The sequence below is a fragment of the Streptomyces sp. NPDC057697 genome, from assembly GCF_042799335.1.
Taxonomy (GTDB): Bacteria; Actinomycetota; Actinomycetes; order Streptomycetales; family Streptomycetaceae; genus Streptomyces.
Genome location: NZ_JBHVJA010000006.1, coordinates 956 through 14369, shown reverse-complemented (window position 1 = coordinate 14369; position 13414 = coordinate 956). Strand labels below are relative to the sequence as shown.

The 13414-nt window shown below is 74.2% G+C and carries 13 protein-coding genes; 3 read left to right on the top strand and 10 right to left on the bottom strand.

Annotation, left to right across the window (positions count from 1 at the left end):
* Positions 1-146 precede the first annotated feature (146 nt).
* Complete coding sequence (locus tag ACFVFH_RS17580) at positions 147-1772, top strand: PucR family transcriptional regulator (protein ID WP_383769080.1); 1626 nt, start codon at positions 147-149, stop codon at positions 1770-1772.
* Positions 1773-1790: 18 nt separating this feature from the next.
* Here ACFVFH_RS17580 and ACFVFH_RS17575 read toward each other — a convergent pair whose 3' ends face one another.
* The 6 genes from ACFVFH_RS17575 to ACFVFH_RS17550 form a co-directional block, all read right to left on the bottom strand.
* Positions 1791-2888: a glycosyltransferase family 4 protein gene (locus ACFVFH_RS17575; RefSeq protein ID WP_383769077.1), complete on the bottom strand. Its 1098-nt coding sequence runs from the start codon at positions 2886-2888 to the stop codon at positions 1791-1793.
* Positions 2889-3250: 362 nt separating this feature from the next.
* Entirely contained in the window at positions 3251-4015 is a 765-nt protein-coding gene (locus ACFVFH_RS17570) for a hypothetical protein (RefSeq protein WP_383769074.1), read from the bottom strand.
* Between the two features lie 76 nt (positions 4016-4091).
* Entirely contained in the window at positions 4092-5837 is a 1746-nt protein-coding gene (recN, locus tag ACFVFH_RS17565) for a DNA repair protein RecN (protein ID WP_383769071.1), read from the bottom strand.
* Positions 5838-5943: 106 nt separating this feature from the next.
* Positions 5944-6849, bottom strand: coding sequence for an NAD kinase (locus ACFVFH_RS17560; RefSeq protein ID WP_093541583.1), 906 nt, complete (start codon positions 6847-6849; stop codon positions 5944-5946).
* Positions 6846-7661, bottom strand: a complete 816-nt coding sequence (locus tag ACFVFH_RS17555; protein WP_329199953.1) for a TlyA family RNA methyltransferase — start codon at positions 7659-7661, stop codon at positions 6846-6848. Before ACFVFH_RS17555 ends, ACFVFH_RS17560 begins: the two co-directional genes overlap by 4 nt.
* Positions 7662-7668: 7 nt before the next feature.
* Entirely contained in the window at positions 7669-7995 is a 327-nt protein-coding gene (locus tag ACFVFH_RS17550; RefSeq protein ID WP_383769067.1) for a hypothetical protein, read from the bottom strand.
* Positions 7996-8038: 43 nt separating this feature from the next.
* Here ACFVFH_RS17550 and ACFVFH_RS17545 point away from each other — a divergent pair, with 43 nt between their 5' ends.
* Positions 8039-8386, top strand: a complete 348-nt coding sequence (locus ACFVFH_RS17545; RefSeq protein WP_383769064.1) for an SCP2 sterol-binding domain-containing protein — start codon at positions 8039-8041, stop codon at positions 8384-8386.
* A gap of 28 nt (positions 8387-8414) precedes the next feature.
* Here ACFVFH_RS17545 and ACFVFH_RS17540 read toward each other — a convergent pair whose 3' ends face one another.
* The gene (locus ACFVFH_RS17540; RefSeq protein WP_383769061.1) at positions 8415-9257 is read right to left on the bottom strand and encodes an ABC transporter ATP-binding protein; all 843 of its coding nucleotides are present in this window, start codon (positions 9255-9257) and stop codon (positions 8415-8417) included.
* 267 nt (positions 9258-9524) lie between these two features.
* Positions 9525-10553, bottom strand: a complete 1029-nt coding sequence (locus ACFVFH_RS17535) for an HAD hydrolase-like protein (RefSeq protein ID WP_383769060.1) — start codon at positions 10551-10553, stop codon at positions 9525-9527.
* Between the two features lie 71 nt (positions 10554-10624).
* Between ACFVFH_RS17535 and ACFVFH_RS17530 the strand changes: the two genes are divergently transcribed.
* The gene (locus ACFVFH_RS17530; protein ID WP_383769057.1) at positions 10625-11902 is read left to right on the top strand and encodes a DUF1015 domain-containing protein; all 1278 of its coding nucleotides are present in this window, start codon (positions 10625-10627) and stop codon (positions 11900-11902) included.
* Between the two features lie 71 nt (positions 11903-11973).
* On the opposite strand, the gene ACFVFH_RS17525 is transcribed toward ACFVFH_RS17530, so the two are convergent.
* Together ACFVFH_RS17525 and ACFVFH_RS17520 are read right to left on the bottom strand one after the other, a co-directional pair.
* Positions 11974-12708 carry a tetratricopeptide repeat protein gene (locus ACFVFH_RS17525; RefSeq protein ID WP_383769054.1) on the bottom strand — a complete coding sequence of 245 codons (735 nt, stop codon included), beginning with the start codon at positions 12706-12708 and terminating at the stop codon, positions 11974-11976.
* Complete coding sequence (locus ACFVFH_RS17520) at positions 12708-13400, bottom strand: hypothetical protein (RefSeq protein ID WP_383769052.1); 693 nt, start codon at positions 13398-13400, stop codon at positions 12708-12710. The genes ACFVFH_RS17525 and ACFVFH_RS17520 overlap by 1 nt, the downstream gene beginning before the upstream one ends.
* Between the last annotated feature and the right edge of the window lie 14 nt (positions 13401-13414).

Here is a 13414-nt window from a genome sequence, read left to right as displayed (position 1 = left end):
GTGTTCCTGCCGTGTCAACAGCGTTCCGGACCGGGTCCGGGCCCCTGTCCGGACTCCCCGACGACGCCTCGGGCGCCCGGGGCCGGTACCGTCCTGAATCAGGGCGACCGCCCGTCGGAACCGAGTGAAGCGCGAGGCCGGAGCCAGTGGAGACCCAAGGCGGAATCACCGTGCAGCGAGCCCTGGAGCTGCCGGGGCTGCGCGGCGGGCTCCCGGAGGTGGTGGCCGGCTCGGACCGGCTGAACCGTACGGTGCGCTGGGTGCACGCGGGCGAGGTGCCCAATATCGCCTCGCTGCTCAAGGGCGGTGAACTGCTGCTCACCACCGGTCTCGGGCTCGGCACCCGCCCCGCCGAACAGCGTGCCTTCGTGCGCCGGCTCGCCGACCGTCAGATCGCCGCCCTGGTGGTGGAGCTCGGGCCGCGCTTCAGCCGGCTGCCGGCGTCGATAGTGGACGCCGCCCGCGCCGCGGGGCTGCCCCTGGTGCAGCTGCACCGCGAGGTGCCGTTCGTGACGGTGACCGAGGAGATCCACACCGAGATCGTCAACGGCCACTACGCGCTGCTGCGGCAGGCCGAGGACGTGCACCGGCGGTGCACGGAGGCGCTGCTCGGCGGCGGCGGGGTGCCGCAGGTGCTCGGCATCCTGGCGGACTTCACGGCCAACCCGGTCTTCCTGGAGACCGCGGACGGCCAGCTGCTGTACGCGGCGGGCCCCGGGTCCGGACCGGTCGGCGCCGATCCGCTCCAGGTGTGGGACGGGATGCGCGGTGGCCGCGCGGCCCGGGAGGCGCCGCCCACCGGTTCGGTGCTGGTGGACGTGCCGGGCGGCGGACCGGGGACCGGTTCGGTACGGGCCAGGCTGGTGCTGCTGGCGGTGTCCGGGCCGCTGGTGACCGTGCACCGGATGGCGGCGGAGCGCGCGGCGGGGATCCTCGCCGTCGTGCTGATGCAGGCCCGCCAGGAGGAGGAGCTCGCGGCCCGTGGCCGGGGCGACTTCCTGACCGATCTCGCGGAGGGCCGGATCACGCCGGAGGACGCGCCCGCGCAGGCCCGGGTGCTGGGCTTCAAACCGGCCGGGATGCCGCTGCTGCCGGTCGTGATGCGACTGGCCCCCGAGCTCTCGGTGTCCGGGAACTGGGCCTTGCTGGCGCGGGCGGTGCTGGAGGAGCTCTCGTCGGTGGGGGTGCCGGTGCTGCTGGGTGTACGGCCCGTGGAGGGCAGGGTTCCGGTGCTGCTGGGGCTGCGGTCCGAGACGGAGCGGACGGCGGTCGCGGACCGGGTCGCGGCGGCGCTGCGGGCCGGGGTGGAGCGGGCCGGTCTGGAGCGGGCGGGAGCGCATCCTCCGGTGGTGGTGGTCGGTGTGGCGGGCGGCTGGGCGGCGGCCGGCGCGGGGTTGCGGCACGCCGCCGAGACGGCGACGGCCGCGCACGGTCTCGGCGACCGGCCCTGGTACGACGCCCGCCGCCTCGACATCGACCTGCTGCTGTGGCGGCTGCGGGACCATCCGGACCTGGCGGCGTTCGTGGACCGGGCGATCGGCCCGCTGCGCGATCACGACCGCACCTCGCGCCCGGCGCTGCTGCCGACGCTGGAGACGTATCTGGCCCACGCGGGCCGCAAGGCCGAGACGGCGCGGGAGCTGCATCTGAACCGGCAGACGCTCTACAACCGGCTGGCTCGGATCGGCGAACTGCTCGGCACCGACCTGGACGACCCCCAGGCGGTGCTGGCGCTGAGCCTGGCGCTCCGGGCCCGCCGCCACACCTCGTGACCGGCCCGGCCCCGCGGCTCAGCGCACCCGCGCCGCCGCCGACGGCTCGGCCAACTCGTCGTACACGCTGAGCACTTGGGCGATCGTGTCGTCCTCGGTCGGCCAGCTCGCCGCCTGCGCGAGACCGGCGGCCGTCATCTCCTGGCGGCGCGGCGGGTCGCCGAGCAGCCGGGCCACCGCCCGCGCGAGCGCCTCCGCGTTGCCGTACGGCACGAGTTCGGCCGCGTCCCCGACGAGTTCGGGCACTCCGCCGACCGCGGTGGCGACCAGCGGGACGCCGAGCCGCAGCGCCTCCTGCGCCTGCACCGAACGCGCCTCCCAGCTGCTGCACAGCACCGTCAGGTCCGCCGCGGCCATGAGTTCGGTGCGGTCGTCGCGGTCGCCGAGGAGCCGTACCGGCAGTTCCTCGCTTCTGATCCGGCGCTGCAGGGCGGCCCGTTCGCGCCCCTCGCCCACGATGACCAGGAGCGGCGCGGGGTCGAGCTCCCGCCACAGCCGCGCGGCGTCGAGCAGCGCGCCGTACCCGTGATGCGGTACGAGACTCCCGCAGGCGACGATCAACGGCCTTTCCACCGCGCCGATCTCGGCCCGCGCCTTGCCCGCGTGGGTGGCGGCGGGCAGCCGGGGCACGGGGGCGGAGACCGGTGCGAGCCGGGCGTCCCGCGCGCCCCGGCGCCGTGCCCGGTCGACCAGGTCCGATGTCGTGCCGAGCACGACGGCCGCCGCGCGGGCGGCCCTTCGCTCCATCAGCCGGACCAGCCGACTGCGGGCGCCCTCGGTGTGGGCGCGGGCGTGCCAGGTGACGACCAGGGGAATGCGGGTGCCGCCGAGCGCGAGAGCGGCGCGCACGGCGGCGTGCGCGCCGTGCGCGTGGACGACGTCCGCCGTCAGGCAGGCGGTGCGCAGGGCGGCCACGGCGACCGGGTCACCGCGCCGCGGTACGGGGGCGAAAGCGGCTCCCGTACCGGAGTAGTCGTAGGCGTGGTCCAGTCCGGCGGGGGCGCAGACCGTGACGTGCACGCCCCTCGCCACGAGCCCGGCGGCCAGCGAACGGACGTGGGCGCTGCTGCCCGCGCTGCCGCCGCCCAGGACTTGGACCGTACGCAGCTGTGACACGTTGAATGGCTCCCGGGGCTCCCGACTCGGCGGTGACTGCATCGCCAAGGATGCCAGTCCCCACGCGCGCTCCGGCACAATCCGGCCGTCCTCGCGGCCCGTACGGCAACAACCGGGCGCGGGCCGCCACTCGCACGGGTGAGGAGGGGGCGCCCCGTTGTCCGGTCCGCCCGCGGCCCCGGGGCGTGTGGCGAGAGTCCCGTTTGCCCGGAGGTGTCCGGCACACGGGCTCGCCGCGTTGTCGGGACCGCCCCGGTACACCAAGTACCGGGGCGACCCTCCGCCGTGCGATCGCACGCACCGGACACCGCCGGGCCCGCCCTTCGGGCGGACGACGCCGCTTTCGGTACACGCCCCGGCCGTCAGCGGTCCGACAGCGTCCGCACGGCCCGGCTGATCCGGTCCCCGTACGCCGCCGCAGCGACCAGCCCCGCGGCGTGCGCGAGGAGTACCGCCCGGCCGCGCCCCGCGACGATCGCGACCCCGAGCGCGGCGCCCAGGGCGTGGACCCCGGTGTCCCCGAACATGGTCCGCTCCCCCACGTCGTCGGCGACGAGCGCGGCGACGGCGCCCATCGGCGCGGCGGCGAGCCCCTCGCCCGGCAGTCCGGGGGCCCCGAGGGCGAGCACGGTGACGGCGGCCGCGCCGGGCCGCACGTCCACCAGATTGACCAGATGGGCGGTTCCGGCGATCACGGTCCCGGCGAGCACCCGGTCCACCGGCCGGTCCTTGAGCAGCGCACCGGCCGCGAGCCCGGCCGCCCCGATCCCGAAGAGCTTCACCGCGCCGCTGGTCAACTCGCCTTTCGTGAGCGCCCCCAGATGGGCACGGAACCCCCGGCGCGGATCGTCCGCCCCCGCGAGGTCGTCGTACGCGCCGCAGCCGCCGGCCGCGAGTACGGCGAGCAGCGCGGCGCACCGGGTACGGGCCGGCAGCGGGAGGACGGCCGTTCCGGCCGCGGCGCCGAGCACGGCGGCCGGGCCCGCGTACAGATCGACGGCCCGGCCCGCGTGGTTGGTGCGCCGCCACCGCGGGCGCGGCCGGGACCGCAGCGCCCGGTGCACGCCTCCGGCGACGGCGGCGGCCACGGCGCCGGACGCCATGGTCCTGCTGAACGCTGCTCCCATGCGCGCCAGAGTACGAGGAGGCCCGCCGGATCCTGTCCGGCGGGCCTCCTCGGCGGTCGGGCGGGGCCCGTGCCCGCTATCCGTCCGAGCGGGCGGCGGCCAGCAGTTCCTCCGCGTGGGCCCGTGCCGTCTGGGAGTCCTCCTGGCCGGCGAGCATCCGGGACAGCTCCCGTACCCGGTCCTCGCCCTCCAGGACCGTGACCCCGCTGCTGGTCACCGATCCGTCGACGGTCTTCTCGACCAGCAGCTGCCGGTCCGCGAAGGCCGCCACCTGCGGCAGGTGCGTGACGACGACGACCTGGGCGGACCTGGCGAGCTTCGCCAGCCGCCGCCCCACCTCGACCGCGGCCTTGCCGCCGACGCCCGCGTCGACCTCGTCGAAGAGGTACGTGGGCACGGGGTCGGCGCCCGCGAAGACCACCTCGACGGCGAGCATCACCCGGGACAGCTCACCGCCCGACGCGCCCTTGGCGATCGGCCGGGGCTGGGCGCCCGGGTGCGGGGCCAGCAGCAGCTCGACCTCGTCGGCGCCGGACGGTCCGTAGGCCACGCTCCGGCCGTCGATCTCGATGCCGGACGCCTCGTCGGCCGCCTCGGTCTGCCGGATGTCGAAGGAGACCCGGGCGTGCGGCATGGCCAGCGAGGCCAGCTCCGCGGTCACCGCTTCGGCGAAGAGCGCGGCCGCCCGCCTGCGGGCGTCGGTCAACGTCTGTCCCAGGCCGGAGAGTTCGGCCCGCAGCGCGTCGCGTTCGGCCGTCAGCTCGCCGATCCGGTCGTCGTCGCCCTCCAGCTCGGTGAGCCGGGCGGCACCCTCCTGGGCCCAGGCGAGCACGGCGCCGATGTCCTCGCCGTACTTGCGGGTGAGCGCGGTGAGCGCCGCGCGCCGCTCCTCCACCGCGGCGAGCCGCCGCGGGTCGGCGTCCAACTGGTCGGCGTACCCGGCCAGTTCGCCCGCCACGTCGGAGAGCAGGATCGAGATCTCACCGATCCGGTCGGCGAGCGCCGCCAGTGCCGGGTCGTGGGCGCGCACGGCGTCCAGGGAGCGCCCGGCGGCCGCGACCACGGTCGTCGCGTCGACGCCCTCCGGGTCCTCCGGATCGCCCGCGAGTGCGGTGTGCGCGAGGGCCGCGGCGGAGGCGAGCGCCTCCGCGTGGCCGAGCCGCTCGGCCTCGGCGGCCAGGTCGGTGTCCTCACCGGCCAGCGGCTCGACCGCGGCGATCTCGCCCAGCCCGAAGCGCAGCAGATCGGCTTCCTGGGCGCGTTCCCGGGCCCGGGTCGTCAGCTCGTCGAGCTCCGCGACGACGGTCCGCAGCCGGCGGTAGGCCGCCGCGTACGCGGTGTGCGGCCCGGCGACGCCGTCGCCCGCGTAACGGTCGAGGGCCTGCCGCTGCCGGGCGGGCTTGAGCAGCCCCTGCTGGTCGGTCTGGCCGTGGACGGCGACGAGTTCGTCGGCGAGTTCGGCGAGCACTCCGACGGGCACGGACCGGCCGCCGAGGTGCGCCCGGGAGCGCCCCTCCGCGGAGACGGTACGGCTGACCAGCAGCGCGCCGTCCTCGATCTCGGCCCCGGCCTCCTCGGCCCGCAGGGCCACGGCGTCGCCGCCGGACACCGTGATCCGCCCCTCGACGACGGCGGCCTTGGCCCCGATCCGTACCAGGGCGGGGTCGGCGCGTCCGCCGAGCAGCAGCCCCAGACTGGTGACGACCATGGTCTTGCCCGCGCCGGTCTCGCCCGTCACCGCGGTGAATCCGGGTGACAGCTCCACCACCGCGTCGTCGATGACTCCGAGCGACCGTATCCGCATCTCCTCCAACACGGACACGACCTTACGAGGTCCGGACCCCGATGTGCGACGGACCCCGCCCCGGGGGCCGCTCTCCCGGGTGTGCGCACGGCATTCGCCACACCTCCGGGGGAATGTCCGCCGGTCAGTGCGGGGCGCCGCGCCACCCGGAGACCGGCAGTGCGAATTTCGCGACCAGCCGGTCGGTGAACGAGGCGTGGTGCAGCCGCGCCAGCCGTACGGGCACCGCGCCGCGCCGCACCTCGACCCGGGCCCCCGCGGGCAGCTCCACGGTCCTGCGCCCGTCGCACCACAGCACCCCGTGCGGGGTGTGCTGCTGGACCTCGACGGCGAGCACCGAGGTCGGGGAGGTCACCAGCGGCTTGGCGAACAGCGCGTGGGCGCTGATCGGCACCATGAGCAGCGCCTCGACCTCGGGCCAGACGACGGGACCGCCCGCCGAGAAGGCGTAGGCGGTCGATCCGGTCGGGGTCGCGCAGACGATTCCGTCGCAGCCGAACCCGGTCACGGGGCGGCCGTCGATCTCCAGGACCACTTCCAGCATCCGCTCGGGCGACATCTTCTGGACGGCCGCCTCGTTGAGCGCCCAGTCGGTGTGGACGATGTCGCCGTTGCTGTGCACCACGACGTCGAGGGTCATGCGTTCCTCGACCTGGTAGGCCCGGGTGACGACCCGGTCGACGACCTTGTCCAGGTCGTCCCGCTCGGCCTCGGCGAGGAATCCGACCCGGCCGAGGTTGACGCCGAGCATCGGCACCCCGGAGGCGCGGGAGAACTCGGCGCCGCGCAGCAGCGTCCCGTCCCCGCCGAGCACGATCAGCAGTTCACAGCCGTCCACGGCCTTGGGCGTGGTGTCCGTGACCGTCTCCACGGACGGTGGCAGCGGCAGGTCCGCCGCCTCGGTGGCCAGCACCCGGACGCCGAGGCCGCTGCGCAGCAGCCCCTGTACGACCAGTTCGGCGCTGCGGATCGCGGCCGGGCGGCCGGTGTGCGCCAGAAGAAAGACAGTTCGTGCCGCATTCGTCGTCAACGAGGCCCCTCCGCCACTGCACGGTCGACATCCGCGGGATCCAGTTCAGGTGCTCCGGCCCGCAGCCAGAGAAAGTACTCGACGTTTCCGGAGGGTCCCGGCAGCGGGCTCGCCGTCACACCCCGTACGCCGAGGCCCAGCGCCCAGGCCCGGCGCGCCACTTCACGGACCGCTTCGGCCCGCAGCTCGGGGCTGCGCACCACACCGCCGCTGCCGAGCCGTTCCCGGCCGACCTCGAACTGCGGCTTGACCATGAGGACCAGGTCCGCGTCGGGGGCGGCGCAGCGTGCCAGGGCGGGCAGCACCAGGCCCAGCGGGATGAAGGACAGATCGCCGACGACCAGGTCCACCGGCTGTCCGTCGATCGCCTCCAGCGTCAACTCCCGTACGTTGGTGCGGTCCTTGACGGTGACGCGTTCATCGGACTGGAGCGACCAGGCGAGCTGCCCGTATCCGACGTCGACGGCGACGACATGGGCGACGCCGGCTCGCAGCAGCACATCGGTGAAGCCGCCGGTCGACGCTCCGGCGTCCAGCGCCCGCCGTCCTTCGACCTCCAGCCCGAGGGGCACGAAGGCGGCGAGGGCGCCCGCGAGCTTGTGCCCGCCGCGCGAGACGTACCCGGGGTCGCTGTCGTCCTCGGTCACGACGACGGCGGCGCTCGTCTCCACCTGGGTGGCGGGTTTGGTCGCGGTGTTCCCGCCGACGGTCACCCGCCCCGCGGCGATCAGCTGGCTCGCGTGCTCGCGTGAGCGTGCGAGCTTGCGGTGGACCAGCTCGGCGTCGAGGCGGCGGCGTGCCACTCTTGCCACGTTCGGTTCAGCTCCTGTTGTCGTGCGGGGGCACCGGTGCGGGTGCGGGCCTGGCGTCCAGCGCGGTCAGCGTTTCGCGCAGCCCGCGGTGTACATCCTCATACACCTCGATGTGTCCGTCGGCCGGGAGGTGGTCCGCATCGGCGAGACGCTCCAGTGCCGTGTCCACTCCGGTGTCGCCGGTGGGGGTGCGTACGAGGCCGAGCGGCGTGGGCACGGCGGGGTCGAGCGCCGTCCCGGCGGCGGGGTACGGGCCCTCGCCGGACGGGTCGGCCGCCTCGTTCCCGGGCACTGTCGCGGCCGCCGTTCCCGGTTCCGGCATCGAGTCGCTCATGCGGGAAACGCTACCGCGAAGGGCTGCGGTACCGTCGATCACGATGGCGACCATGGCGGAGTGCCGCAGCGCACTCGACAGACTTTCCGACAGCCTCGCGGGGGCCGACGGCGACGTGCGCAGCGCGGCTGCCCTCGACCGCTCGCTGAGCTGCCACATCAAGGACCTCGGCATCACCTTCACGGGACGGCTGGCCGATGGCCGGATCCGGGTCCTGGACACGGTCGAGGGACCGCCCCGCGAGAAGGCGGAGATCCGGCTCGCGATGACCGGCGACGACCTGGTGGCCATGGTGGACGGCGAGCTGAACTTCGCCAGGGCGTGGAGTTCGGGCCGGGTCCGACTGGAGGCCGGTTTCCGGGATCTGCTGAAACTCAAGTCGCTGCTGTAGCCGGGGCGGCCCTCCGGCGGCCGTCCGTTCAGCTCCCGGCCGGGGCTTCGGCGGCCGCCCCGCCGCGCGCGTCCGCCGCGTCGCCGCGCGGCCTGCGTGCGGCCGGCACCACCAGCGGGGTCCCGGTCTCCGGGTCGTCGATGACCTGGCAGCGCAGTCCGAAGACCCGCTCCACCAGCTCCGCGGTGACGACCTCGCCCGGCGCCCCCTCGGCGATCACCTCGCCGTCGCGCATCGCGATGAGGTGGGTGGCGTACCGCGCGGCGTGGTTCAGGTCGTGCAGGACGGCCACCAGGGTGCGCCCCTGGGTCTCGTGCAGCTCCGCGCAGAGGTCGAGGACCTCGATCTGGTGCTGGATGTCGAGATACGTCGTCGGCTCGTCGAGCAGCAGCAGCGGTGTCTGCTGGGCGAGCGCCATGGCGATCCAGACCCGCTGCCGCTGTCCGCCGGACAGTTCGTCGACATAGCGATCGGCGAGTGCGCCGACCCCGGTCGCCGCCATCGATTCGTCGACAATGCGTTCGTCGTCCGGCGACCACTGGCGCAGCAGTCCCTGGTGCGGGTACCGGCCGCGCCCGACGAGGTCCAAGACGGTGATGCCGTCCGGGGCGATGGAGGACTGCGGCAGCAGCCCCAGCGTCCTGGCGACCTTCTTCGCCGGCATCCCGTGGATCGTCTGCCCGTCCAGGAGCACCCGCCCGCTGTCCGGCTTCAGCATCCGCGCCAGCGCCCGCAACAGGGTCGATTTGCCACAGGCGTTGGGGCCGACGATCACCGTGAACGAGTGGTCGGGAATCTCGACCGAGAGATTCTCCGCGATGACCCGCCGGTCGTAGCCGAGGGTCACCGAATCCGCGGTGAGGCGCTGCATGGTCGTACTCCCGGAGTCACAGATGGTGCGGTGCGTACGACGACACACCGGTCAGGAAGACGACGACACACCGAGCAGAACGAAGTTAGGTTAGCCTAGCCTCTCCACACGGAGGGGGCCGGGAGCCTCCTCCGTGTGGAGACCCCTCGCCCCGGAAGCCTCGTACGAGAGTGCCGGGCAGTCCTTCACGAGAGTGCCGGGCGGCTTTCGTACGAGGAGGCCGCGGCTCCCCGTACGGGGGCTGTGGCCGTGCCCCCTGCTTCTCCGCTACAGCCCCAGCCGGGCGACCGCCTTGCCCGTGTCCAGCCCGCACGAGCCGTCCCCGGCGTGCGACCAGGCCGCCGCGCAGAGCGCCCGCAGCCCGTCGAGCGTGTCCCCGTCGCCCGCCAGCACCAGCTCGTCCCCGCGGACCGCGGCCGTCCACTCCCCGCACCCGAAGCCCTCGCCGCTCTCCGTCACCTCGGGCTGCCCGGTCAGCAGCCCCCGCAGATCCGCGTCCACGTACGTCGGCCGGTGCTCGGGCGGGGCGGCGAGCAGCAGGGCCGCGTCCGTCACCCCGGTGAGCACCAGCAGGGAGTCCACCCCGCCGTTGAACGCGCCCTCGATGTCCGTGTCCAGCCGGTCGCCGACCACCAGCGGACGCCGGGCCCCGGTCCGCAGCACCGTCTCCCGGTGCATCGGCGGCAACGGCTTCCCGGCGACCTGCGGCTCGGCCCCCGTGGCGATCCGTACGACCTCCACCGCGGCGCCGTTCCCCGGTGCGATGCCCCGGGCGCTCGGGATCGTCAGATCGGTGTTGGAGGCGAACCACGGCACCCCGCGCGCGATCGCGTACGCGGCCTCGGCGAACCGCCCCCACGCCATGTCGGGCCCGCCGTACCCCTGCGCCACCGCGACCGGCTCGTCGTCCGCCGACTCCACCGGCACCAGGCCGCGCTCCCGCAGCGCGACCCGCAGCCCCTCGCCGCCCACCACCAGCACCCGGGCCCCGCCGGGGAGTTGGTCGGCCATCAGCCGGGCGACCGCCTGCGCCGAGGTGATCACATCGGCGGGCTCCGCCGGAACGCCGAGTTCGGTCAGGTGACCGGCCACCGCGGCCGGGGTCCGCAGGGCGTTGTTGGTCACGTACGCCAGGTGCATCCCGCCGTCCCGCGCCGCCGTGAGCGAGTCGACGGCATGGACGATGGCGTGACCCCCCGCGTACACCACACCGTCGAGATCGAGCAGCGCCGTGTCGTACGCCTCGTTCAACGCGGTGCTGCTGCCACTGGGGCTGGTCCTGCTCGGCTGACTCATTCTGTGCGCTCCTCGTTCCATGCTTCTGTCCCGATCATCGCGCATCCCGGCCGCACACATACGATGCAGAAATGAACACATCAGGTCCGGCCGACCAGGGACTGCGTCTGATTCCGTTCCGTGGACTGCGTTACGACCCCGATCGGGTCGGCAGTCTCGCCGCGGTGACCTCGCCGCCGTACGACGTCGTCGTGCGCCCCGACGGGCTCCACCACCTGGAATCGGCGGACCCGCACAACATCGTGCGGCTGATCCTTCCGCAGGCGGCCACCGCCGCGGCCCGTCATGAACAGGCGGCACAGACCCTGCACCGCTGGCTGGCCGAGGGCGTCCTCTCACTGGACAGCGAGCCCGCTCTGTACGTCTACGAGCAGCGCAACGACGAGATCCTGCAACGCGGTGTCGTCGGCGCACTGGCGCTCTCCGGCCCCGCGGACGGCATCGTCCTGCCGCACGAGGACGTGATGGCCCACGTGGTGGAGGACCGGGCCGACCTGATGCGTACCACGGCCGCCCATTTCGAACCGCTGCTGCTCACGTACCGCAGCGAGGGCGGCGACTCGGGCGCGACCGCCGTCATCGAGCGGACCACGGACCGCCCGCCGCTGCTGGCCACCACCACCGAGGACGGCTACCACCACCGGCTCTGGGCGGTCACCGATCCGGCGGACCGCGCCGAGATCGAGACCGACCTCGCCCGTCACCAGGCCCTGATCGCCGACGGCCACCACCGCTGGGCCACCTATCTCCGCCTCCAGCAGGAGCACACCGCGCCGGGCCCCTGGGACTTCGGCCTGGTCCTCCTCGTCGACACGGCCCGCTATCCGCTCCGGGTCCGCGCCATACACCGGCTGCTGCACGGCCTCCCGGTCGCCGACGCGCTCGCCGCGCTGGACGGTCTCTTCCGCGTCCGTGACCTGGCGGGGCCGCTCCCCCGGGCCCTGGACGCCCTGGCCGAGGCGTCCGCCGAGGGCAACGCGTTCCTGCTCGCCGGTGACGGCCGCTTCCATCTGATCGACCGCCCGGACCCCGGTCTGCTGTCCCGCACGGTGCCCGCCGACCGCCCGGCCGCCTGGCGGACCCTCGACGCGACGGTCCTGCACTCGGTGCTGCTCGAACACGTCTGGCGGATCCCCGACGCCCCGGAGCACATCGCGTACATCCACGACACCGCGGCCGCCGTGGAGCAGGCCGAGCGCCACCACGCGACGGCGGTCCTGATGCATCCGGTGCGCGAGGAAGTCGTCAGGGACCTCGCCCGACAGGGCGTCACCATGCCGCGCAAGTCGACCTCCTTCGGCCCCAAGCCGGCCACCGGCCTGGTCCTGCGGAGTCTCGAACTCGGCTGATCCGGCCGTCGGCGGACCCGGCGAACGAAAAAGGGCGGCACCCCTCCCGGGGTGCCGCCCTCTCTCATGCCTTACGCCTCGGGCGTACGGTCCTTGTCCTCGTCGTCGTCCGCGCGGCTGTCGTCCGCCGCACCGGCGACCGGCTCCGGGGCCGCGCCGTCGTCGTCCCCGTCGTCCTCCCCGTCCTCGTCGAGGGCGTCGACGAACTCGACACCGTCCATCTCGGCGAGCCGGTCGGACGCGTCGGTGGAGCCGTCCTTGTCGGCCTCCAGCGCCTTCCCGAACCACTCACGCGCCTCGTCCTCGCGCCCGGCGGCCAGCAGCGCGTCGGCGTACGCGTAACGCAGCCGGGCCGTCCACGGGTGCACGGCGTTCGACGCGAGCTCGGAGCTCTGGAGGGTGACGATGGCGGCGTCGAGCTGCCCCATGTCGCGACGGGCTCCGGCAGCCACCAGGCGCATCTCGACCTGCCCGGCCTTGTCGAGCTTCTGCACCTCGGGTTCGCCGGCCATGGCCATCGCCCGCTCGGGCCGCCCGAGTCCGCGCTCGCAGTCGGCCATGACGGGCCACAGCTCCACGGACCCGGTCATCCGCTTGGCGGCCCGGAACTCCGCCAGCGCCTCCGAGTACTTCTGCGTGGCGTACGCGGCGAATCCCGCCGCCTCACGGACCGCGGCCACCCGCGAGGCCAGCCGGAGCGCGATCCGCGAATACGCGTACGCCTGCTCGGGGTCCTCGTCGATCAGCCGGGCCACCATGACGAGGTTGCGCGAGACGTCCTCGGCCAGGGTCTTCGGCAGGCTCATCAGCTCCTGCCGCACGTCCTTGTCGATCTCGTCACCGGTGACGTCCTCGGGGATCGGCAGCCGCTTGATGGGCTCGCGGTCCCGGTCGTCACGCCGCTCGTACCCACCACGGTCGTCCCGCCCGCGGTAGCCGCCCCGGCCCCCGCGATCGTCCCGGCCACCGCGGTCGTCCCGCTGCCCGCGGTATCCGCCACCGCGGCTGTCGTCGCGACGGAACCCACCACCGGAGCCGCCGCCCCGGTTGTCATCACGGCGGTAGCCGCCGCCCCGGTTGTCGTCGTCACGGCGGGGGCCACGCGGCCGGTCGTCACGCCGCTCGAACCCACCCGCAGGACGCCCACCACGGTCGTCATCACGACGCGGACCACGGAACCCACCACGATCGTCGTCCCGACGCGGACCACGATCCCGATCACGGTCACGGTCGTCACGGCGGAACCCACCACCGGAGCCACCACCACGGTTGTCATCACGCCGGAAACCGCCACCACGGCTGTCGTCACGGCGGAACCCACCACCGGAACCGCCACCACGGTTGTCATCACGCCGGAAACCGCCACCGCGGTTGTCATCACGGCGGTAGCCACCGCCCCGGTTGTCGTCATCACGACGGGGGCCACGCGGCCGGTCGTCACGCCGCTCGAACCCACCCGCAGGACGCCCACCACGGTCGTCATCACGACGCGGACCACGGAACCCACCACGA

What these genes read in the sequence shown, in the direction of transcription:
- ACFVFH_RS17570 (WP_383769074.1), bottom strand. Translation starts at nt 4,015, where the DNA reads ATGGGAGCAGCGTTCAGCAGGACCATGGCGTCCGGCGCCGTGGCCGCC.
- ACFVFH_RS17550 (WP_383769067.1), bottom strand. Translation starts at nt 7,995, where the DNA reads ATGAGCGACTCGATGCCGGAACCGGGAACGGCGGCCGCGACAGTGCCC.
- ACFVFH_RS17545 (WP_383769064.1), top strand. Translation starts at nt 8,039, where the DNA reads ATGGCGACCATGGCGGAGTGCCGCAGCGCACTCGACAGACTTTCCGAC.
- ACFVFH_RS17530 (WP_383769057.1), top strand. Translation starts at nt 10,625, where the DNA reads ATGAACACATCAGGTCCGGCCGACCAGGGACTGCGTCTGATTCCGTTC.
- ACFVFH_RS17535 (WP_383769060.1), bottom strand. Translation starts at nt 10,553, where the DNA reads ATGAGTCAGCCGAGCAGGACCAGCCCCAGTGGCAGCAGCACCGCGTTG.
- ACFVFH_RS17540 (WP_383769061.1), bottom strand. Translation starts at nt 9,257, where the DNA reads ATGCAGCGCCTCACCGCGGATTCGGTGACCCTCGGCTACGACCGGCGG.
- ACFVFH_RS17525 (WP_383769054.1), bottom strand. Translation starts at nt 12,708, where the DNA reads ATGAGCCTGCCGAAGACCCTGGCCGAGGACGTCTCGCGCAACCTCGTC.